The following is a 22,608-nucleotide window of genomic DNA, read 5'->3' on the forward strand; positions in this document are numbered from 1 at the left end:
TCACCCTTTCTTTATTTTTCACAATGTAAATGACCGGCTTCGCCTTGGCCGTTATTAGCAACAGCCTGCTCTAAGGCTTTCCAAGCCAGGGTTGCACATTTAATCCGAGCTGGAAATTTAGCTACGCCGCTTAACATTGCTGCATCGCCTAATTTTTCATCTTCGGCCACTTCATTTCCTTGAACAAGTTGAGAGAAATCCTCTGCTAAGGCCGTTGCTTCGGCGATTGTTTTTCCTAAGACCGCATCAGTCATCATACTAGCACTTGCGGTACTGATGGAACAGCCACTTCCTTGAAAGGCGATATCTTTAATCACACCGTCTTCAATGGCCACATCCAGTTCAATCACATCTCCACAAGTAGGATTATTCAGTTCAATTGTTTGGCTAGACGCATCTAGCGTTCCGTGGTGATGTGGGTGGCTAGAATGGTCCAAAATGACTTGGCGATATAAGTTATCTAATTTAGAAAGTGCCATGCTGGAAAAACTCCTTTGTCGCTTTAATCGCTTCAACTAAGCGATCTGCGTCTTCTTTGGTATTGTATAAATAAAAACTTGCCCGTGCAGTTGCTGGCACGCTCAGATAGTTTAATAGCGGTTGCGCACAATGGTGACCCGCTCTGACAGCGACCCCTTCCATATCTAACGCCGTAGCCACATCATGTGGATGTAAACCTTCAATATTAAAAGCAATCACACCTGTGTGGTCTTTTGGATTCTGTGGACCATAAATCGTCAAGCCCTCGATAGCTTGCAACTTCGGCAAAACATAGTGAACAAGGGCTGCTTCATGTTGATGAATGGCCTCTAAACCAATTTCTGTTAAATAATCAATAGCGGCACCTAAAGCAATTGCACCAGCAATATTAGGTGTGCCAGCTTCAAATTTCCAAGGAAGCTCTTTCCAAGTACTTTCTTGAAGATGAACAAAGTCAATCATTTCGCCACCAAATTCCACAGGTTCCATTTGTTCCAATAAATGACGTTTGCCATAAAGGACACCAATTCCAGTTGGTCCACACATTTTGTGACCACTAAATGCATAAAAATCAGCATCGATGGCTTGAACGTCCACAGGCATATGAGGAACTGCTTGCGCGCCATCTACCACCATCACAGCGCCATTTTGATGAGCTAATTGTGTTAATTCTTCGATTGGATTAATGACCCCTAACACATTTGAAACATGAGCAATCGAAACAATTTTCGTTTTTTCTGTAATTTGTTGACGTGCACTTGCCATGTCTAAAAAGCCGTCTTCAGTGACGTCTATATACTTCAAACTGGCCCCTGTCCGTTGGGCTAATTGTTGCCAGGGAATAATGTTTGAATGATGTTCCATGTAAGATATGACGATTTCATCCCCGGCTGTAACTGCCAAGTCACCATAACTTTTGGCAATCCAATTCAAACTGGTTGTTGTTCCTCGTGTAAATAAAACTTCCGCTGTTTCTTTAGCATGTATAAATTGGCGAACCTTTTCGCGGGAGGCTTCATAGTCCTTCGTTGCTCGTTCGGCTAACGTGTGCACCCCACGATGAACATTGGCATTATCGGTTTCATAATAATGTCGTAAAACATCTAACACTGCCGATGGTTTTTGGGTTGTTGCAGCATTGTCTAAATAAACTAGCGGTTCATCATTAACTTCTTGAAATAAAATAGGAAACGATTGACGAATGGTTGCTGCATCCATCATGCGTTTAACTTCCCTTCGATTACTTCTACAAATTCATTTTGTACTTCTTTAACTGGAATTGCTGTAATGACAGAACCTAGGAAGCCACGAATCACCAAACGTTCCGCTTCTTCTTTACGCAAGCCGCGGCTCATTAAATAATACATTTCTTCTGGATCTACTCGACCAACGCTGGCTGCGTGTCCGGCAGTCACTTCATTTTCATCAATTAAAAGAATTGGATTGGCATCACCACGAGCTTTATCAGACAACATTAAAACACGACTTTCTTGCTGTGCGTCGGCTCCTTTTGCTCCTTTTAAAATGTGGCCAATTCCGTTAAACGTTAAAGTACCACGTTCACGAATAACTCCATGTTGTAAAATATGACCTATTGAATGTGGCGCTTTATTTGTCACTCGTGTGTCGATGCCTTGTGTTTGTTTACCTGCACTAATTGCAACGACTTTAACTTCTGAATGAGCGCCTTCGCCAACTAAATCAGAATCAAAATCAGCAACAACATCGCCATCATTCATGACGCCTAGAGCCCAATCAACAGAGGCATCCCGCATAATATAGCCACGACGATTCATATAAGTCGTTACAGTTTGCCCTAATTGATCCACAGCTGAGTATTTAACTTTTGCGCCATCTTTCGCAATCACTTCCACAACGATATTTCCAGAAGCTTTCTCTGCGTGATGACCAGTTGATTGAAAACGTTCTAAATAACTGAATTCACTATGATTATCTGCAACGATTAAAACATGTTTAAAGAAAGGTTGGTTGCTATCTGAATCCTGAATAAACAAAGATTCAATGGGCTCTTCAATCACTACGTTTTTAGGAACGTATAAGAAAACGCCACTATTCATGAAAGCTGCATGAGCTGCTGTCAGCTTATCCTCTTCTGGTAATACGGCTTTAGTCATATAGTATTCTTTAACTAATTCTGGGTGTTCTTGTAAAGCAGTAAAAATGTCTGTAAAAATTACCCCTTGTTCCGCTAATGAGGCTGGCAATTGCTCAAAAGCATGAAAAGATCCTTGTTGAACAATTAAAGGATTGTCTTTCATTTGATCAAAACTTGCGACATTTCCTTCAGAAGGCACATAACTTTCCATGTGAACATTTAATAAAGGCCAACGATGAAATTTCACACGATCAATATGTGGTAACTCACTTTCGTCAGCGTTTTTTAAAGCCGTTGTTCGCAATTCAGTCATCCAAGCTGGTTCTTCATGTTCTAGTGAAAAAGCGGTGACTTCGTCAAGATAATCCATTAGATTTACTTTTTTCATTTATCTTGTCCTCCTTACGCTTCTTCTTTGTAATCAATACCTAATTCTTGGCTGATACCAGCATAGCCTTCTGTTTCTAAACGTTTTGCCAAATCAGCCCCACCAGTTTTCACAACGCGGCCTTCCATCATGATATGAACAACATCTGGCGTGATATAGTTCAATAAGCGTTGATAATGGGTAATAATTAACGCACCAAAGTTCTCGCCGCGCATTTCATTAACCCCTTTAGAAACTACTTTTAACGCATCGATATCTAAGCCTGAATCAATTTCATCTAAAATAGCAAACGTAGGCTCTAACATCAATAATTGTAAAATTTCATTTCGTTTTTTCTCGCCGCCAGAAAACCCTTCGTTTAAGTAACGCTCAGCCATTTCTTCAGGCATATTTAATAATTCCATTTTGCTATCTAATTTTTTTAAGAACTGCATGACTGACATTTTGTTGTCTTCGTCACGTTTTGCATTGATTGCTGCACGCATGAATTCAGCATTGGTAATCCCTGGAATTTCACTTGGGTATTGCATTGCTAAGAATAAGCCTAGGCGAGCGCGTTCGTCTACTTCTAAATCTAAAACGTTGACGCCGTCAAATAGAATTTCTCCTTCTGTGACTTCATAGTTAGGATTTCCCATAATTGCTGCTGATAAAGTAGATTTACCAGTTCCATTAGGCCCCATAATTGCATGGATTTCTCCAGTATTAATTGTTAAGTCGACTCCTTTTAGAATCTTTTTATCTTCAATTGATACGTGTAAATTTTTGATTTCTAACACAGACATGTACAATTCCCTCCAACTTGTTTTAATCGTTTTTCCGTTCTCACTCATTTTAGCCTAATTGAGAATGAATCGCAAATTACAATTGCTAAAAATAACAACTCTTATCATCAAATTTTAGGAGTCAATTTGTGAAGGAAAATTTTAAAAGGCTGATATTTCAAAGTTTCTCTATATTTTTAAGTGATCCTCCCTACACAAAGAAAAAAATTCTGGTAGAATAAAAAAATTTATTAAAGAAAGCGTTTTCTTAAATAATTACTTTAGAATGACTTTCGCAAAGAGAGCGTTGAGATACGCCTTCCTCATCTATACAAAAAAATCCAGAGCAATTGCTTCTCTGGATTCAATAATTTTTATTAGTGATTGGTTTTATACTTCTAAAAGTTCTTGTTCTTTTTCAGCAGTAATCGCATCGATATTTTTGATGCTATCGTCTGTTAATTTTTGAACATCTTTTTCAAATGAACGTAATTCATCTTCAGTGATGTCGCCATTTTTTTGAGCTTTTTTCAACTCATCCATTGCATCACGACGAACGTTACGGACAGCAACTTTTGAGTTTTCCGCTTCTTTTTTCACGTCTTTGGCTAATTCTTTCCGACGTTCTTCCGTTAATTGTGGAATCACTAAACGGACGACATTTCCATCATTGGTTGGACTAATGCCGATATCACTCATTTGAATAGCTTTTTCAATGTCAGCGATAGAATTTTTGTCAAACGGTGTAATCATTAATACACGTGCTTCTGGGATATTGATACTTGCTAATTGGTTAACTGGTGTTGGTGCACCATAATATTCTACTTGAATACGGTCTAATAGACTTGCGTTCGCACGACCAGCACGAATTTGACCTAATTCACGGCGTAAGCTTTCTTCCGCTTTTGTCATTTTTTCTTTGGCTGTTGCTAAAACTTCTTTAGACATTCTTTATTTCCCCCTTACAGTTGTTCCGATATTTTCACCAAGGATGGCACGACGGATATTTCCTGCTTCATTTAGGTTAAAGACAACTAAAGGAATATCGTTATCCATACTTAATGAGCTTGCTGTTGAATCCATTACTTGCAGCCCTTTAGAAATAACATCTAAATGTGTTAGTTCTTCAAATTTTGTCGCTGTTTCATCCACACGTGGATCCGCAGAATAAACACCATCAACATTGTTCTTCGCCATTAAGATGACGTCCGCATCTACTTCTGCAGCTCGTAACGCAGCCGTTGTATCTGTCGAGAAGTAAGGATTTCCTGTTCCTCCGGCAAAAATAACAACGCGGCCTTTTTCTAAATGACGTTCTGCACGACGACGAATGTATGGTTCTGCAATTTGACGCATTTCAATTGATGTTTGAACACGTGTAGGCACACCAAGATTTTCTAATGTATCTTGCAATGCTAAGGCATTCATCACAGTAGCTAACATGCCCATATAATCTGCTTGTGCACGTTCCATGCCCATTTGAGCACCAATTTGTCCACGCCAGATGTTTCCGCCGCCAACCACGATGGCCATTTCGATACCTAATTCATGGACCTCTTTAATTTCTTGGACGATTTCTTTAATGACTGGTGGTTTAATGCCAAAACCGTCTTCTCCGGCTAGCGCTTCTCCACTTAACTTTAATACGACACGTTGATACTTAGGTTTAACCATCATAATTCCCTCCAAGATTCTCTAAAAATCATTCAATTCCTCATTTAGATGACTTTTCACCAAAATGATTTTTTAGACCAAGCAGTGCGATCCACTGGTTTTGCCTAAAAAAAGGGAGCGCATATCAAAGTTATGCGTTCCCAAATGGCTGAAAGACTGCCTTGAATCAAGCAGTAATCAATTTATGCAGCTTCCTTTGGGGATCGCTGTCTGTTTAGATACTTATGATTCACGGCTTTTCAACCGAGCGTTTGATGCTCTTAGTTTTTCATTTGGCTCATTACTTCATCCGCAAAGTTATCTTCACGTTTTTCGATACCTTCGCCAACTTCAAAACGTACGAATGATTTCACTTCGCCGCCTTTAGAAGCAACAAATTTTTCGACAGTCATATCTGGATCTTTAACAAATGGTTGGTCAACCAAAGCGATTTCTGCTTTGAATTTTTGTAGACGACCAACAACCATTTTTTCAACGATATTTGCTGGTTTACCTTCGTTTAATGCTTGTTCAGTTAACACAGCTTTTTCGTGTTCTAATTCTTCTTGAGGAATTTGAGATTCATTGACATAGCGAGGGTTGATTGCCGCGATGTGCATAGCAACATCTTTCGCTACTTCTTCGTCAGTTGTGCCATCGATAACTGTTAATACAGCAATACGGCCACCCATGTGTAAGTAAGCGCCAAATGCAGCATTGTCAGCTTTTTCGACAACTTCAAAACGACGGAAGCTGATTTTTTCACCGATAACAGTTGTTGCTTCGATTAAATCAGATTCGATTGTGCCTTTTTCAGTTTTAATAGCCATTGCTTCTTCCATCGTAGCTGGTTTGTTTTCAGCAACTTTAGTCGCAATATCTTTAACTAAATCTTGGAACATTTCGTTTTTAGAAACGAAGTCAGTTTCTGAGTTTACTTCAACGATTGCTGCAACGTTACCTACAGTTGCTACGTTTGCTAAACCTTCAGCCGCAATGCGGTCATTTTTCTTCGCTGCTTTAGCCATACCATTTTCACGTAAAAAGTCTACGGCTTTTTCCATGTCGCCTTCTACTTTTACTAATGCTTTTTTAGCGTCCATCATTCCAACGCCAGTCATATCGCGTAATTCTTTTACCATTTTAGCTGTAACGTCTGCCATTATTTGTGTCCTCCTCGGATATTATCAATTCTTTTTAAAAAAGCTATCTCAAAGGAGAATCAGGCTTTTTGTCGCCTAGCCTTTGAGACAGCTCCGTAATCATTATTATTCAGCTGATTCGTTGTTTCCTTCAACAACATCAACGATTTCTTCGATTGAAGTTGCTTCTGGTGTTTCTTCAACGAATAACTCTTCAGTTGCTTGGTCTTCCCCTTGGTTACCTTCGATGAAAGCATCAGCCATTTTAGCAGTGATTAATTTCACGGCGCGGATTGCATCATCATTTGAAGGGATTACAACATCGATCTCATCAGGATCACAGTTTGTATCAACCATTGCAACGATTGGAATGTTTAATTTGTGTGCTTCTTGAACAGCAATGCGTTCTTTACGTGGGTCAACGATGTACATTACATCTGGAATTCTTGGCATATCAGCGATACCACCTAAGAATTTTTCTAAACGTTCACGTTCTTTGTTTAAGCCAGCAACTTCTTTCTTAGGTAAAACTTCGAAAGTGCCGTCTTCTTCCATTGCATTGATTTTTTTCAAGCGAGCAATACGTTTTTGGATTGTATCCCAGTTAGTTAACGTACCACCTAACCAACGATGGTTTACATAGTATTGACCAGCGCGGATTGCTTCATCTTTGATTGCTTCTTGTGCTTGTTTTTTAGTTCCTACGAATAAAGCAACGCCGCCTTCTTCTGCAACGTTTTTCATGTAATCGTAAGCTGCATCTACTAATTTCACTGTTTTTTGTAAGTCAATGATGTAGATACCGTTTCTTTCTGTGAAGATATATTTCTTCATTTTTGGGTTCCAGCGACGAGTTTGGTGACCAAAGTGTACGCCGGCTTCTAGTAATTGTTTCATAGAAATTACTGCCATGTTGTGTTTCCTCCAGTTTGGTTTTTATTTTCCTCTTCTTTTCGTCAACTCCTTGAAGAACTACCGTAGTAGCACCACTTCGCAGATGGAAAAGAATGTGGATTTCGTGTGTGAAAATCACACCTTTAACAGTATAAGATATTTTCAGAAAAATAGCAAGCCTTAAAACTAGAAATGTCGCTCCTACTGCGCTTGCCAAACAAGATGACATTCTTCGTTTCCCGTTTCATCGATGGTTCGCTTTTGTTGGACAAAGCCTTGTTTTTGATAAAAGGCATAAGCTGCTTGATTTTCCCTGTAAACAGCCAAAGATAAGACATCCTGTTCTTCTTTTGCTACTTGCAGTAATTTCTGACCGATGCCCTTCCCTTGAAACGCTTTTTTTATAAAAATTCCTGCGATATAGTTATCCATTAATCCTAAAAACCCAATTATCTGATCCTCTTCTTCTGCTAAGATCAGTGTTGCTTTTGGTAACGCAGCGCGGACAAATGCTTTATTTTCTTGCCAATAAGTTGGCGCGACAAATGGATGAGCTTCTAGATTCGTTTGCAGCCAAATAGCCATAATGGTTTCTAATTCTTTTTCTGTTAACTGGGTTGTCTTTTTGATAGTCAGCATTTTTTGACACTCATTTCTGTTATTGATTATTTTCAAAATAAAACATTAACACGCCCGCTGCGATAGCGACATTCAATGATTCTGCTTGACCTTTCATTGGAATATAAAGATTTTTCGTGGTTTCTGCTAACAATTCTGGCGAAACCCCGCTACCTTCATTGCCTAAAATCAACGCATAATTTTCCACTGCCTCTTGTTCATAATAAGCAATCGCAGCTTCATTTAGTTCTGTACCGAAAACTGGTAGACCTTGCTTCTTGAATGCCTGAACCACTTCGGTCAATTCTCGTTGGAGAACCGGCAAATGATAGTGACTTCCCTGCATTGAGCGCAACACTTTTGTATTGTAAATATCTGCTGTGCCCTTACCTAAAATCACACCTGCTAAACCTGCTGCATCAGCTGTGCGAATCATCGTACCAACATTACCAGGGTCTTGGATATTATCTAAAAGTAACCAACCACCTTTAAAAGAAAGCGACTGCTCTTGTTGCGTTTCCAAGGTGACAATTGCCAAAATTCCTTGTGAAGTTGGCAGCTCCGACAAGCTATTTAAAACCTCATCACTAACAAAAATTAATTTTTCTGTTTCTTGTTCAGCTAACCAAGTTCCCCATTCTTGTTGACCTCTTTGGTTAAACAAAATCCACTGAACATCGGCGTTGGCCTTCACGGCTTCTTCAACTAAATGAAATCCTTCTATTATATATTGGTTCAGTTCTTCTCGGTACTTCTTTTTGTGTAATTTTTTCCATTCTTTTAATTGGTTATTTTTCGTTGATGTAATTTCTTTCATAAGTCACCTCGCCTTTGTATTATAGCATGCTTCTAGCTTGCTTGGATACTTGCTAGAACCAAGAAAAATCGCTATCATAAAGAAAAAAGCAAAGGAAGTGTCTCTCATGGAAAAACTAAGAATGAATGTACAAGGGCGTGTCCAAGGTGTTGGCTTCCGCTACATGACCAAAATGGTGGCAGATCAATTAGGTGTCACTGGTTCGGTGAAAAACGAAGACGACGGGTCCGTTTCAATCACAGCAATGGCACCTGAAGACATAATGGAAACATTCATCAAAAAAATCAAAGATTCCCCCAGTCCAGCGGGACGTGTAACGTATGTTGATATTCAAGAAGACCCTTTGTTAGAAGAAACGGAACAATTTAAAGTGATTCAATAAACTTACTTTCTAACGATTGATTTCTTTGGGAAGAAGCCTTGAACAGCAAGTAGTTCCTGCTTTTTATTGATTTTTGTAAGAGCTTCTTTTCGATTTTGATTGAAAAAGAGCGCTGTTTCAAGTATAGTTAACCATGTAAAAATTTTTTAGAAAAGGACCGAATTACATGCGTAAATTAAACCGATGGCTTTACGGCTCTGGCTTACTATTTTTAGTAATGTTTTTATCAGGCTGTGTGAAAACAGGAGCAGATGGACAACCAACTGGTGAAGGTTTTGTCTATAACTTCCTTGTTTTACCGATGAGTAATGCAATTACTTATCTTGTCGATAACTTTAATTGGAACTATGGTTGGGCGATTATTTTTATCACCATTATTGTACGAATCATTATTTTACCGTTAGGCTTACATCAATCGAAAAAAAGCTTTATCCAAACGGAAAAAATGCAAGCAATCAAACCTCAAGTGGATGTTGCACAAGCAAAAATGAAACAAGCAAGTACGCGTGAAGAACAAATGGCCGCACAAGCAGAACTACAAAGGATTTATAAAGAAAACAATGTGAGTATGGTTGGCGGAATTGGTTGTTTGCCTTTATTAATTCAAATGCCTATTTTCTCTTCTCTGTTCTTTGCTGCTCGTTATACAAAAGGTATTGCCACGGCAAGCTTCTTAGGAATGAATTTAGGGCAACCAAATATGATTTTAGTGGCATTAGCTGGTTTAGCCTATTTAGCTCAAGGTTATATTTCAATGATTGGTATTCCTGAAGAACAAAAGAAAACAATGAAATCAATGCTGATTGTTTCACCATTAATGATTGTTTTCATGTCCTTTAGCTCACCTGCAGGCGTAGCGCTTTACTGGGTAGTTGGTGGTATTTTCACATGTATTCAATCTGCCATCACAAATATCCTCTTACGTCCAAGAATTAAAAAACAAGTACAAGAAGAATTGAAAAATAACCCACCAAAACAAGTGGTTACTCCTATTAAGGATGTGACACCAAAAGAAACAAACAAAGTAACACAAAAAACGAACCAACCAAAAGCAAACGGCAATAAAGGTCGCAATGCTGGAAAACAAAAACGTAAATAAAAAAAGGATCGCCTCTAAACGGCGATCCTTTTTTTACTTCAATTCTTTCCCAGTCATCTCTTCAATAGTTCGAATAGACTTTGGACCAAAGCCATGCAACGAAAGTAACGCTTTTCGGCCTCGTGCGTAGAGTTCATCCACACTGTCGATTTTTTCATTCGTTAGTGCACGAACAGCTGGCTTTGATAATTGTGTTAAAATTTGTTCAAACGTTGTTTCAAACATGCTGTCGGTTCCTCCTTAGCGATCGAAAAGCAGCGCTTTTTATTTTACAATTAATAAATCTAAGCTAGCAATTGATAACGCCATTTTAGCAATTTGCATTAATTGTTTTAATCGGTTTTGTTTGACTTTTTCATCCTCAACCATAACCATCGTTTCATTGAAGTACGCATCAATTAACGGACGTAGATTTACTAGTGCTTCATAGTTTTCTGCAATCGTGCGTGTCGCAAAAGCTTCAGATAAATCGTTAACTGCTTGATACAGTTCTTTTTCTGCCTTATTTTCAAACAGACTTGGATCAATCCCTTCTTCAGTATCACCTAAAAGTTCTTGACCTTTTTTCGCTAAATTAATAACACGCGTTAAGGCTTCCATTGATGGTTTAAAATCTTGATCTTCAAAACGGCTTTTTAAAATATTCGCTGAAGCAAATAATTTCGATAAATCGGCTTGCTCAGCAGACACCACTGCATCGATAATGTCATGGCGAACATTTTTCGTCATTAATAATTGACGTAAGCGAGCTTTCACAAATTCAACGACTTCTGCTTGTCCTTCGTTTAGTAAAACGCCATATTTCTCAACATCTTGATTCACTGCTTCATCAACTTCTGTTTGTAATTGGACTAATGGGAAGGTCCAGCCTTTATCTTCAATAATTCGGATAACGCCATAGGTTTGACGACGAAGTGCATAAGGATCGTTAGAACCTGTTGGAATCATACCAACTGAGAAGAATGAAAAGACGCTGTCAAGCTTATCGGCTAAGGCTAAAACAGCCCCGATTGCTGTTTCTGGCAATTCACCTTCACTGGAAGTTGGTAGATAATGTTCTCGAATAGCCGTTGCTACAGCTGGTTTTTCGCCTTGTAATAAGGCATATTTTTCTCCCATAATTCCTTGTAATTCTGGGAATTCACCAACCATATTTGTTACTAAGTCAAATTTATAAATTTCAGAGGCACGTTTTAAATCTTCCAATTCCTCCTCAGATAAGCCAACTTTTCGACCAATGATTTGTGCAATCAAAGCAACCCGTTGCATTTTTTCATAAATTGAGCCAATCTTTTCATGGAAAGTCACATTTTTTAGTTTTTCAACACATGCTTCAATCGTTAATTTTTTATCTTCATTGTAAAAAAATTCTGCATCTTCTAAACGAGCAATTAACACTTTTTCATTTCCTTTAATCACGTTTTCAAGGTGAACATTATCCCCATTGCGAACAGCGATAAAATGCGGCATTAATAAGCCTTGGTCGTTACGAACTTCAAAGTAACGTTGGTGTTCTTTCATAGAAGTCACTAATACTTCATCTGGAACAGATAAATATTTTTCATCAAAACTGCCTACAAATGCAGTTGGATATTCCACTAAATTCGTAACTTCTTCCAATAACTCTTCATCTAAAGCTAACTGCCAATTTTTTTCTGCAGCGAGTGCGTTCGCTTGATCAACAATCGTTTGTTTCCGTTCATTCGGTTGAACCACTACAAATTGTTCTTTTAATTTTGCTTCATATTCATTAGCATGTTGGAACGTCACATCGTCTCCCAAGAAACGGTGGCCACGAGAAGTTTGCCCTGTCGTCACGTCTAACACTTTGAAAGGAATTACTTCATCATCAAGTAGTGCCACAATCCAGTGAATTGGACGAATATATTCGAAATCATAGTTTGCCCAGTGCATTGTTACCGGGAAAGTTAGACTTGTAATCACGTCATTTAATTTTGTTAATACTTCTTTGGCACTTTGGCCTTTGGTAAACTTCGTCACATAGACATATTCGACACCATTTAATTCTTTGAAAACAATGTCCTCAGTTGTGACTCCTTGGCCGCGTACAAAACCTTGTGCAGCTTTTGACCAATTTCCTTCAGCATCTAAAGCAATTTTTTTCGCTGGACCTTTTACTTCTTCTTCAACATCTGCTTGTTTTTCAGGAATCGCAGTTACTTTCACGGCTAAACGACGAGGTGTGGCAAAGGATTGCACTGTTTCATAGTCTAAATGATGTTCATCTAAAAATTTGATTACTTTTTCTTCAAGTTGGATACGGCTTGGTGTGACAACATGTGCGGGCATTTCTTCTAAGCCAATTTCTAATAATAAATCTTTTGCCATGTTATTCTGCCTCCTTGGATACGTGTTGATCTTTATTTAATAATGGGAACCCTAATTTTTCACGTTCAGCCACAAAAATTTTCGCTACGGAACGAGCCATATTCCGAATGCGGGCTAAATATCCTGCACGTTCCGTTACAGAGACAGCGCCGCGAGCATCTAATAAATTGAATGTATGGCTACATTTTAAAATATAATCATAGGCTGGGTGAACTAAGCTTTCTTCAATACAGCGTTTAGCTTCTTTTTCAAATTTGTCAAAGTTTTCTAAAAGCATTTCTTGGTTACTAATTTCAAAGGAATATTTTGAATGTTCATATTCAGGTTGGACAAAAATTTCACCATATTTAACGCCTTGTGTCCATTCTAGATCATAGACACTTTCGACTTCTTGGATATATGATGCCAAGCGTTCTAACCCATAAGTAATTTCAGAAGTGACAGGATGACATTGTAAGCCCCCGACTTGTTGGAAATACGTAAATTGGGTAATTTCCATGCCATCTAACCAAACTTCCCAACCTAAACCAGCACAGCCCATTGAAGGATTTTCCCAGTTATCTTCTACAAAACGAATGTCATGTTCTAATGGATCAATTCCTAATAATTTCAAACTTTCTAGATAAAGTTCTTGGATATTTTCAGGAGAAGGCTTCATTACAACTTGGAATTGATGATGTTGGTATAGACGGTTCGGATTTTCACCATAGCGTCCATCAGCTGGACGACGAGAAGGTTCTACGTAGGCAGCATTCCATGGTTCAGGTCCAATGGCACGTAAAAACGTGTAAGGACTCATGGTACCGGCTCCCTTTTCTGTATCATAGGCTTGCATTAACATACAGCCATTAGATGACCAAAATTTTTGCAAGGTTAAAATCATTTCTTGTACGGTTAACTTGTTTTTCATTATTTTCCTCCTTGGAATATTTTTTATAGACATAGGGATTGGCTTTGCTTCGGGAATGTAAATTTAAAAAGGGCTACAGAGAAACAATTTTGTAGAATGGGATAATTTTTATTCGGTTACAACGTTCCACATCTGCTCCATGTTTTTGGCTAAACAGTTTGTTTTAACACAGAGGAGACAACGTTCCCTTTGGTCACCTTGTGCTGTTCATCATCTACTCCATGTTTTTGGCTAAGCAGTTTGTTTTAACATAGAGGAGACAACGTTCCCTTTGGTCACCTTGTACTGTTCCACATCTGCTCTGACACTTTTGCGCCAATTGAGCTTTTTTGAATAAACGTTACTATTTTTCTTTTGGTGTTAACTGTTTGCTTTTTTTATTCGGTTACAACGTTCCCTTTGGTCACCTTGTACTGTTCATCATCTACTCTGTCGCATTTGCGCCAATCGTAGTGATTCACAGCAAAAAGTCCCCATGCCTATTAATAGACATAGGGACGAATAATTATCGCGGTTCCACCCTACTTCCGATGTGTTCATCGGCAGCTTCGTTTGTCGTACTCCAAAGTGCCTTTCAAAAGTTCCGTGTTTCTGGCTCCCACTCTCCCAGATTCGCTTAACAGAGGGTCCTTTTTACTTCTCTTTTTCTTCGTACGTATTTAACTTCTCTATCATAATACGGTGTCTGAGGGAAGTTGTCAAATTTTTTTTAGAAAAACGACTGCTTGTTTATGTTTCTTTTTCTTCCTTCTTTCGTGGTGGAATTTTTAACGTATTTTCCCACGTTTTCATTTGATCAATAAATTTTTTGCTTTTTAAATGCAACCCGACATATTCATCGTATAACATATCAATCGTTTCTCGAATACTTTTCTTAGTTTCTTCTTTTACTTGAATGTTTTGGACTTTTTCATAGGAGACTTGCGAAAATAAGCGAATAAAATGAATTGCTCTAGGATCTGCATGGTAGCGCTGTTCATCTAAATGCCAATGTTTTTCACAAAGCACACCGCTATATTTTGAGGAATAATCAAATTTCCCTTGTGTTTCGCCACAAGCCACACAATGATGCCATTCTGGTCGTACACCAAACCGTTCTAACAATTGAATTTCAAAAATATTTGTAATGATTTCCGGATCTTTTTGCTCATTTAAAGCGGATAATGCCATGTGGGTAAATTGAAATAAGTTTGGATCATAGTGCTGATCTTCAATTGCTGCATCGACTAAGTTTAAAATATATGTTCCATATGCGTTAATAAATATGTCTTGTTGAATGTTTCGAAAAGGTTGAACTTCTTTGCTGCTATTGAGAAAAGATAAGCCTTCTTCTCTAAAATTTCCGATGTAGACGGCTTCTGTAAATGGCAGAATCGCTGGCAAAAGAGGATTATTTTTTCGATGCGCGCCTTTCACAAAAAACATCAATTTCCCATAGGATTCTGTAAAAATTTTGACGAGTTTATCCTTCTCTTTAAAATCCTTCGTAAATAAAATAATGCCTTTGGTCTCCCCTAATGCCATTCAATTCACTTCCATTTCTTATGTAAATTAGTGTAGTGTTTGGAAAGTTCGTTTATACACTCGCTTCCCAAACACTACTTTCTTAATATTCTTCTTTGCGATAACCAAAATCTTGTAAATAGATTTTTTTGTCACGCCAGTCTTTTTGGACTTTTACCCAAAGCTCCAAATACACTTTGTCATCTAATAAATATTCAATATCTTGACGCGCCTTGGTACCAATTTGTTTCAGCATTTTTCCGCCTTTGCCAATAATGATACCTTTTTGACTGTCCCGTTCCACAATAATGGTTGCTTGGACATGGACTTTATCGTTTTCATCCCGTTTCATTGAGTCCACAACGACAGCGACAGAATGAGGAATCTCATCTCTTGTTAAAAGTAACACTTTTTCACGAATTAATTCGGAAACGATAAAATATTCTGGATGATCCGTAATTTGGTCATCAGGGAAATATTGTGGTCCTTCTGGCATTTGCTCAACGAGAACATCCATCAAATGCTCAAAATTATTTCCTTCAGTGGCAGAAATGGGAATAATTTCTTTAAAGTCCATTTGTTTCGAATAGTCTTCAATAATACTCAATAAATCATCTGGATGGACTTTGTCAATTTTATTAATAATCAAGTAGACTGGACTATTATTATTTTTCAATCGTTCAATAATAAAGTCGTCACCTTTCCCGCGTTTTTGATCAGCACTTACCATAAATAAAGTAGCATCTACTTCACGCATCGCATTGTAGGCACTTTCCACCATGAAATCGCCTAAGCGGTGTTTAGGTTTGTGAATCCCTGGAGTATCGATAAAAACAATTTGTGCTTCAGGAATTGTATAAATTCCTTGAATCTTATTACGAGTTGTTTGTGCTTTGTCACTCATAATTGCAATTTTTTGGCCGACAATTCGATTTAACAATGTTGATTTTCCAACATTTGGTCTGCCGACAATGGCTACGAAACCAGATTTATGTTCAGTTGTCATTGTATTTCTCCTCTTATTTCCACATTTGAATGATTTGTAAAATTTTTGGTACAAATAGAATTAGTCCTACTAGCACTGCGAAACCGGCTGTTAATAAAACAGCTCCTGCGGCCATGTCTTTGACTTTTTTTCCGATTGGATGAAAGTGAAAATCCGTAAACATATCTACGACATTTTCAAAAATTGTGTTGATAATTTCTGCCAACCAGACAAGAAAAACGGCCAATAACAACCACAGCCATTCAGCAAGTGTTAAGGAAAACAAGAAACCAAACACAATGGCCGTGACGCCAAACGCCACATGTTTGCGCATATTACGTTCTTCTCGAAAAACTGTTTTGATTCCTTGCCAGGCAAATTCTAATGAATTAATAAAATGTTTATTTTTTCCTGTTTGCTCATCTTTTAAGGCCATACGCATCTAAAATCTCTTTCTGTAAACCAAACATTTCTTTTTCATCTTCAGGTTCCATATGATCGTACCCATTCAAATGTAAAAAGCCATGTACTGCCAAAAAGCCCATTTCTCGCTCCAATGTGTGCCCATATTCAACTGCTTGTTCTGCTGCTCGCTCTGTTGAAATAATTAAATCACCTAGATTACGTGGTAGCTCTGCCAACTCTTCATCATCAAAAATAATTGGCAATTCGTCTTCCCCTTCATCCTCTAAAGCAAAACTGATGACATCTGTAGGCATATCTTTGCCCCGATAGTCACGATTAATCACTTGGATACCTGCGTTATCTGTAAAAGTCACCGACATCTCCGTATCTTCGGCAATTTCTAGAAAACCCGCTGCAAATTGCAGCAAATTTTCGATTTCTTTGATTTCTTCTGTTGGTACTTTCTCGGTTTCATCAATGAAAGTAATATCCATTAGTCATCTCTCTTTTCTTGTTCATCTTTCATTTCTTCTGCTTCAGCTTTCATTTTTGGATACTTAATCCGTGAATGGAAGGTACTGCATAATCCATTAATTAATGATTTTTCAATGATGCGAATCTCTTTCATCGTTAACCCGCATTCATCTAATTGGCCATCTGAAATTCTATCTTGAATCACATTATGCACAAAGGCTTGAATTTTTTCGTTGGTCGGATGATCCATCGCCCGCACAGCAGCCTCACAAGTATCAGCAATACTCACAATCCCTGCTTCTCGTGTTTGTGGACGTGGCCCAGGATAACGGAAGTCTGATTCTTTAATTTCAGGATTGCGTTCTTTTGCTTTCACATAGAAAAATTTCATCAATGTTGTGCCATGATGTTGACGACAAATGTCAATCACCATTTGCGGCATATTGTACTCTTCTAAAATTTTGGCGCCATCAATTACGTGGCCAAAAATAATTTGTTTACTATCTTCTGGCAATAAAAAGTTATGTGGATTTTCTGCGCCAGCAGGTAAGTTTTCCACAAAGAAATTGGCGTGTTTAATTTTGCCAATGTCATGGTAATAACAAGCAACTCGTGTTAATAGCGACCGTCCACCAATCTCAGCAACAGCGTTAGCGCTCAAACTAGCCACCATCATGCTATGATGATAGGTACCTGGCGCTTCTTCTAACAGTTGTTTTAACAACGGATGGTTCGGATTACTTAATTCATTCAAGACAATCATACTATCATCAGTCACTAATAATTCGATATATGGATGCAAGCCCATTGTTGCTAAAAATGAAAGTACCGTTCCTGCACCTGCACAAATTAAAGCTGTCCACGTTTTACCATCTGTTAAACTCATTCCTTGATAAATCATTAAGACAACCGCCATGAAAACAGGAAAGACCACTACCCACATTAAAGCTGGGAAAACTTGCTCACTCATCCGTTTCCGTTTAACAACTGTTGCTAGAAATCCTGAGAATAAGTACATAATCAGAATAACCGTCAACGAGTTTGTGCCAATAGAATTATAAAAGATAAATAACGCAAAAACGACTTGGAAAATGGCAGCGATTATCCCTGAACGACGATTTACAAAATGATTTAGAATCAGCGGCGCAAAGGCTGCCGGATAGAACAAGGGAATATACATCAACTGCTCTGTTTGGAAAATCTGGAAGAATTTCATTAAAATAACACTGATTAGCATAGCACCCGTGTAAAAGATAATAAACGAGCGTTGTCGCGAAGGCTCAGTCACTTGTTTTGTAAAGAAAATTAACACTTCAACTTGAAGTAAAATAGCTAATGCTAATGCCACCATCGGAAAAATAGAGGTATTTTGACTAGTCATTCCTAGTAACTCAAGTTTTTCGACCGCTTTTGCATCAATTTGAGTACCTTCACGAACAATAATTTCGCCTTGATAAATCATTGCGGGTTGAACAGCATTCATCGCTTTTTGACGCAGCTCTTCTGTTCGTTTTTCATTGGCAATATCGTTTACCACAATCCCTTGGTTAACAATGTAACGAATGACTTGTTGCATGGTACTCGTAATATCTAAGTATTGAATTTTACCGTTAGCTTCTTGGCGAATTTTATCCAAATCAGATTCTCGAACGTGATTTTGCATTGCGTCATCCACCAACATCAAACTTTCTGAACGAACCTTATCCAATTGCTCAGAGGTTAATGTAAAGATTGTTTGATAAAAAACATTAGGAAAACTTTGATAAAACGTAACTTCATCTTGCGGTAAAGATTCAAACAATGACTTTAAGCTAGCTACTCGTTCTTCCACGGTCGGCGCAGGAATCGTTTCTTCCTTTTTGGCCTTCGCTTGCTTATTGCTGTACTCTTTGTCTACTTTTTCATTCGCAGAATCAATCAATTTAAATAACTTATCAATACGATTATGTTGGACAGATGCCGTATCTTCTTGATAAATATATTCGGGGGTGACAGCTTCTGCTGCCAATTTTTTTCTTTGTTCTGTTTCGTAGGTATTCTCGATATTTTTATTTGCACGAATGGTTTTCTCGGCCAGTTGACCTTCTTTAATTTCTACTCTTTTCTGATGGACACTGCCAAACATAATCATAAATAAAAGAAGAGAAAAAACGGCTAATAAAATAGGTAAATAGGCCTTACCTAAACGATCCCCTAACTTTGTAAGTACTTTTTTCAAAAGGTACTTTCACTCCTTCCCTAACTGCTTAGGAATGCTTTTGTTGTTCCTTTTCATAGGCTTGAATAATTTGTGCTACAACCGGATGACGCACAACGTCACTGGCTTCAAAATTTACAAAGGCAATTTTTTCAATGTCTTTTAACGTACGCTCGGCGTTAACTAAACCACTTGTTACACCACGTGGCAAGTCAATTTGACTAGTATCTCCATTAACAATCATTTTTGAACTAAACCCTAAACGAGTTAAAAACATTTTCATTTGGGCAACCGTGGTATTTTGTGCTTCATCTAGAATGACAAAAGCATCATCTAATGTACGACCACGCATATAAGCAAGCGGGGCAATTTCAATAACGCCGCGTTCCATTAAACGATTTGTATGATCCATACCAAAAATTTGATATAAGGCATCGTAAACTGGACGTAAATAAGGATCGACTTTTTCTTTTAAGTCACCTGGTAAAAAGCCCAAGCTTTCGCCAGCTTCCACCGCTGGACGAGTTAAAATAATTTTTTGTACTTCGCCTTTTTTCAAAGCTGCTACCGCCATCACCACGGCTAAAAAGGTTTTTCCTGTCCCCGCAGGTCCCACCCCGAAAATGACGTCATGAGTTTTAACTGCATCGATATATTTTTTTTGACCAACATTCTTAATTCTGATTGCCCGACCATGATGGTCCTTCATAATTTCTTCTTCATACATGGCAATAAACGCCTCTAAATTTCCAGCTTTGGCCATTTTTAAAGCAGAAACGACATCTGGCGTATGCACTTTGATGCCTCGTTGAATTAATGTTTGTAGCGCTCTTAACACGGAAGCGACTAACTCTACCTCTGATGATTCGCCAATTAACTGAATAACTTCGCCACGACTATTAATCGTTACGTGGGTATTCTCTTCTAAAAATTTGATATGTTTATCATGTGTTCCTAAAAGCATGTGTGCATCATCAGAATCAGTAAGTATTAATTCCAAAGATTTTGACTGATTATCTGTCAAAAAACGTCCATCTCCTTTATTATATAGTCCTTTACAATGATACCACATTCTTATCTGTTTAAAAAGAAGTCGTACCTGATTTGACTTTGAAAGTCAAAAAAGAGAAAACCGTAAAAAGCTACCGGTTTTCTCTTTACATAAAAAAACTAGGACAGTATCCTGTCCTAGTTTCGATAACGCTCTTAGTTTTCTTGTAATAATTCTTTCACAATTGCGTTAACTTGGTTGCCATCGGCTTTGCCTTTGACTTTCGGCATCATAGCGCCCATCACTTTACCAAAATCTTTTGGTGAAGTGGCGCCAGTTTGCGTCATTACCTCTTGAACTAGTTGACGAATTTCTTCCTCTGTTAGTTGTTGAGGCATATATTTTTCAACAATTGCTATTTCAACTTTTACTTTTTCAACAAGATCGTCGCGTCCCGCCTTTTCAAACTCTGATAAAGAATCTTTTCTCTGTTTCATCTCACGAGACAATACAGTGAGTTCTTCTTCTCCGTTCAATTCACGGCCCGCTTTAATCTGATCATTTTGAATGGCAGTCTTTAACATACGAAGTACGGCTAAAGTTTCTTTGTCTTTAGCTTTCATCGCTGTTTTAATGTCGTCATTCAATGTGGTTAGCAATGACATACCACCAACTCCAATTCATTCAAAACTAGAATTTTTTACGTTTTCTAGCTGCTTCAGATTTTTTCTTACGCTTTACACTTGGTTTTTCGTAGAATTCACGTTTACGTGATTCTTGTAAAGTACCCGCTTTTGAAACGGAACGTTTGAAGCGACGAAGAGCATCATCAAGAGATTCGTTTTTACGAACGACTGTTTTTGACATGTTATTCCCTCCCTCCGAGCTTAAAAAGTAACCGTTTTTCTTATTTGTGGGAAAAACCCACAAATTAAAATACTGTCCTTGTTATATTATAGCTAAAGCATAAATAACCGTCAACCACTCTACTGATAAAATACGAAATTTTTGTTTGATTTTTCGTCTTATTCGCTATTTTTCGCAACAATCGGCACAACGACCAAGGATTTCAAAGCGATGTCCTTCAATTGAACAACCTTTTAACTGTTCTTCAAAAAAATTCATCGGACACATGTGAATTTCTTCCGTTTTGCCACAAACCGTACAAATAAAGTGATGATGATGTTCCACCTCTTGGCAACAACGGAAGCGAAACTTTTGCTCGCCATTTAATTCTGTTTTTTCCAGCAATTCCAAGCGCTCAAAGTCATGCAAGTTACGATAAACCGTATCATAACTGACTCCTTTAAAGGTTTCATTCATAAATTCATACACTTCACGTGCAGAAACATACCGATTTCGCTTAATCAAATAGCTCATCAGTAATTCTCGTTTTTTAGTATATTTTAATCCACTGGCTTTCATGGTTTCTAAGGCTTGTTCAATATTGGTTTTTACTGGTGCCATCGCCATTTCCTCCCTCAACAACCTAAATCAGAATCATTACGAAATAGATTCTGGACTTATGGTATAATAAAATTATTAAAAATGCAAGAAAGGACTTACCTTCTATGACTATTTCTGAAGAAAAAAAATGTGTGACGATTTTTGTCATCTCAGATTCTGCTGGCGAGACCGCTTCAAAATTGGCGGCTGCTTCAATGGCCCAGTACCCCACTGTTGATTTTACTTTGATTAGACGAACATTCGTTAAAGACGAAGATAAACTGGTGCAAGCGTTAGAAGATGCCAAAAAAGCAGAGGCCATGGTACTGCATACTATCATTAATGATCATCTCGTGGCGATTGCTAATCAATTTTTCAATGAGCATCAATTGTTCCATTTTGACATTTTGACACCACCTGTTGCGGAAATCGAACGATTAACAGGTGTCGCACCTATGCGGGAACCAGGTGCCTTACATCATCTGAATGAAAATTATTTTAAACGAATTGAAGCAATGGAATTTGCTGTCAAATATGACGATGGCAAGGACCCACGAGGCTTTTTAGAAGCGGATGTGTTACTTCTTGGCGTTTCCCGAACTTCTAAAACACCGCTAAGTCTCTTTTTAGCCAACAAGAACTTAAAAGTTGCTAATTTGCCACTAATTCCTGAAGCACATTTACCGAAACAATTATTCGAAATGGACCCTAAAAAAATTGTTGGCTTAACCAATGATCCCAATGTTTTAAACGGGATTCGTAAAGAACGAATGCGCGCATATGGATTGCCTGAAAATACTTCTTATTCAGATATTGAAAAAATTCGGCGAGAACTGGCTTTTGCTAATGATCTTTATCAAAAATTAGGTTGTATCGTTATTGATGTCGCTTCTCTTTCAATTGAAGAAACTGCCTCAATGATTCTTAATGCTTTGAACTTAGAAGACCATAGCTATTATTCCACGGAAACATCCGAGGATTAAAAAAAAAACGAG

25 protein-coding genes are annotated in these 22,608 nt (G+C 38.0%); 3 read left to right on the plus strand and 22 right to left on the minus strand.

Annotation, left to right across the window (positions count from 1 at the left end):
* Window positions 1-11 precede the first annotated feature (11 nt).
* The 10 genes from sufU to IGM13_RS09810 form a co-directional block, all read right to left on the minus strand.
* Window positions 12-479 carry a Fe-S cluster assembly sulfur transfer protein SufU gene (gene sufU, locus IGM13_RS09765; RefSeq protein ID WP_002356768.1) on the minus strand — a complete coding sequence of 156 codons (468 nt, stop codon included), beginning with the start codon at window positions 477-479 and terminating at the stop codon, window positions 12-14.
* Entirely contained in the window at window positions 466-1,701 is a 1,236-nt protein-coding gene (locus tag IGM13_RS09770; protein ID WP_002420041.1) for a cysteine desulfurase, read from the minus strand. The genes sufU and IGM13_RS09770 overlap by 14 nt, the downstream gene beginning before the upstream one ends.
* Window positions 1,698-2,984, minus strand: coding sequence for a Fe-S cluster assembly protein SufD (gene sufD / locus IGM13_RS09775; RefSeq protein ID WP_002368983.1), 1,287 nt, complete (start codon window positions 2,982-2,984; stop codon window positions 1,698-1,700). The genes IGM13_RS09770 and sufD overlap by 4 nt, the downstream gene beginning before the upstream one ends.
* Before the next feature lie 14 nt (window positions 2,985-2,998).
* Window positions 2,999-3,769 carry a Fe-S cluster assembly ATPase SufC gene (sufC, locus tag IGM13_RS09780; RefSeq protein WP_002356763.1) on the minus strand — a complete coding sequence of 257 codons (771 nt, stop codon included), beginning with the start codon at window positions 3,767-3,769 and terminating at the stop codon, window positions 2,999-3,001.
* Between the two features lie 369 nt (window positions 3,770-4,138).
* Entirely contained in the window at window positions 4,139-4,696 is a 558-nt protein-coding gene (gene frr, locus IGM13_RS09785) for a ribosome recycling factor (protein WP_002420040.1), read from the minus strand.
* 3 nt (window positions 4,697-4,699) lie between these two features.
* Entirely contained in the window at window positions 4,700-5,422 is a 723-nt protein-coding gene (gene pyrH / locus IGM13_RS09790; protein WP_002356761.1) for a UMP kinase, read from the minus strand.
* 260 nt (window positions 5,423-5,682) lie between these two features.
* On the minus strand, window positions 5,683-6,564 hold the full coding sequence (gene tsf, locus IGM13_RS09795; RefSeq protein ID WP_002356760.1) for a translation elongation factor Ts: 882 nt from the start codon (window positions 6,562-6,564) through the stop codon (window positions 5,683-5,685).
* Between the two features lie 105 nt (window positions 6,565-6,669).
* Window positions 6,670-7,455 (minus strand): 30S ribosomal protein S2, encoded by a 786-nt coding sequence (rpsB, locus tag IGM13_RS09800; RefSeq protein WP_002356759.1) that lies wholly within the window; start codon window positions 7,453-7,455, stop codon window positions 6,670-6,672.
* A 183-nt stretch (window positions 7,456-7,638) separates the two neighbouring features.
* Window positions 7,639-8,076 carry a GNAT family N-acetyltransferase gene (locus tag IGM13_RS09805; protein ID WP_002382772.1) on the minus strand — a complete coding sequence of 146 codons (438 nt, stop codon included), beginning with the start codon at window positions 8,074-8,076 and terminating at the stop codon, window positions 7,639-7,641.
* A 19-nt stretch (window positions 8,077-8,095) separates the two neighbouring features.
* Entirely contained in the window at window positions 8,096-8,872 is a 777-nt protein-coding gene (locus IGM13_RS09810; RefSeq protein WP_002356757.1) for a TrmH family RNA methyltransferase, read from the minus strand.
* Between the two features lie 106 nt (window positions 8,873-8,978).
* On the opposite strand from IGM13_RS09810, the gene IGM13_RS09815 reads away from it, so the two are divergent.
* Both IGM13_RS09815 and yidC read left to right on the plus strand, forming a co-directional pair.
* On the plus strand, window positions 8,979-9,254 hold the full coding sequence (locus IGM13_RS09815) for an acylphosphatase (RefSeq protein WP_010715369.1): 276 nt from the start codon (window positions 8,979-8,981) through the stop codon (window positions 9,252-9,254).
* A gap of 166 nt (window positions 9,255-9,420) precedes the next feature.
* Window positions 9,421-10,353, plus strand: coding sequence for a membrane protein insertase YidC (yidC, locus tag IGM13_RS09820; RefSeq protein ID WP_002382768.1), 933 nt, complete (start codon window positions 9,421-9,423; stop codon window positions 10,351-10,353).
* Between the two features lie 33 nt (window positions 10,354-10,386).
* Here yidC and IGM13_RS09825 read toward each other — a convergent pair whose 3' ends face one another.
* The 12 genes from IGM13_RS09825 to IGM13_RS09880 form a co-directional block, all read right to left on the minus strand.
* Window positions 10,387-10,578, minus strand: coding sequence for a DNA-directed RNA polymerase subunit alpha C-terminal domain-containing protein (locus IGM13_RS09825; protein ID WP_002420039.1), 192 nt, complete (start codon window positions 10,576-10,578; stop codon window positions 10,387-10,389).
* Between the two features lie 39 nt (window positions 10,579-10,617).
* Complete coding sequence (gene glyS, locus IGM13_RS09830) at window positions 10,618-12,702, minus strand: glycine--tRNA ligase subunit beta (RefSeq protein ID WP_002420038.1); 2,085 nt, start codon at window positions 12,700-12,702, stop codon at window positions 10,618-10,620.
* A gap of 1 nt (window position 12,703) precedes the next feature.
* On the minus strand, window positions 12,704-13,612 hold the full coding sequence (gene glyQ, locus IGM13_RS09835) for a glycine--tRNA ligase subunit alpha (RefSeq protein ID WP_010706545.1): 909 nt from the start codon (window positions 13,610-13,612) through the stop codon (window positions 12,704-12,706).
* A gap of 729 nt (window positions 13,613-14,341) precedes the next feature.
* Complete coding sequence (gene recO / locus IGM13_RS09840) at window positions 14,342-15,136, minus strand: DNA repair protein RecO (protein WP_002374343.1); 795 nt, start codon at window positions 15,134-15,136, stop codon at window positions 14,342-14,344.
* An 82-nt stretch (window positions 15,137-15,218) separates the two neighbouring features.
* Window positions 15,219-16,121: a GTPase Era gene (era, locus tag IGM13_RS09845; protein ID WP_002359745.1), complete on the minus strand. Its 903-nt coding sequence runs from the start codon at window positions 16,119-16,121 to the stop codon at window positions 15,219-15,221.
* Between the two features lie 13 nt (window positions 16,122-16,134).
* Window positions 16,135-16,536, minus strand: a complete 402-nt coding sequence (locus IGM13_RS09850; protein ID WP_002382764.1) for a diacylglycerol kinase family protein — start codon at window positions 16,534-16,536, stop codon at window positions 16,135-16,137.
* The gene (gene ybeY, locus IGM13_RS09855) at window positions 16,520-16,999 is read right to left on the minus strand and encodes an rRNA maturation RNase YbeY (RefSeq protein ID WP_002356745.1); all 480 of its coding nucleotides are present in this window, start codon (window positions 16,997-16,999) and stop codon (window positions 16,520-16,522) included. Before ybeY ends, IGM13_RS09850 begins: the two co-directional genes overlap by 17 nt.
* The gene (locus IGM13_RS09860) at window positions 16,999-19,197 is read right to left on the minus strand and encodes an HD family phosphohydrolase (RefSeq protein WP_002382763.1); all 2,199 of its coding nucleotides are present in this window, start codon (window positions 19,195-19,197) and stop codon (window positions 16,999-17,001) included. Before IGM13_RS09860 ends, ybeY begins: the two co-directional genes overlap by 1 nt.
* A 28-nt stretch (window positions 19,198-19,225) precedes the next feature.
* Window positions 19,226-20,140: a PhoH family protein gene (locus tag IGM13_RS09865; RefSeq protein ID WP_369810298.1), complete on the minus strand. Its 915-nt coding sequence runs from the start codon at window positions 20,138-20,140 to the stop codon at window positions 19,226-19,228.
* A 242-nt stretch (window positions 20,141-20,382) separates the two neighbouring features.
* Window positions 20,383-20,832, minus strand: coding sequence for a GatB/YqeY domain-containing protein (locus tag IGM13_RS09870; protein WP_002356741.1), 450 nt, complete (start codon window positions 20,830-20,832; stop codon window positions 20,383-20,385).
* A gap of 25 nt (window positions 20,833-20,857) precedes the next feature.
* Window positions 20,858-21,034, minus strand: a complete 177-nt coding sequence (gene rpsU / locus IGM13_RS09875; RefSeq protein WP_002356740.1) for a 30S ribosomal protein S21 — start codon at window positions 21,032-21,034, stop codon at window positions 20,858-20,860.
* A gap of 165 nt (window positions 21,035-21,199) precedes the next feature.
* Window positions 21,200-21,640 carry a Fur family transcriptional regulator gene (locus tag IGM13_RS09880; protein ID WP_002387080.1) on the minus strand — a complete coding sequence of 147 codons (441 nt, stop codon included), beginning with the start codon at window positions 21,638-21,640 and terminating at the stop codon, window positions 21,200-21,202.
* Window positions 21,641-21,738: 98 nt separating this feature from the next.
* Here IGM13_RS09880 and IGM13_RS09885 point away from each other — a divergent pair, with 98 nt between their 5' ends.
* On the plus strand, window positions 21,739-22,596 hold the full coding sequence (locus IGM13_RS09885; protein WP_002382760.1) for a pyruvate, water dikinase regulatory protein: 858 nt from the start codon (window positions 21,739-21,741) through the stop codon (window positions 22,594-22,596).
* The last annotated feature ends 12 nt before the right edge of the window (window positions 22,597-22,608 follow it).

It is taken from the genome of Enterococcus sp. DIV0561, assembly GCF_050539875.1.
Classification (GTDB): Bacteria; Bacillota; Bacilli; order Lactobacillales; family Enterococcaceae; genus Enterococcus; species Enterococcus faecalis.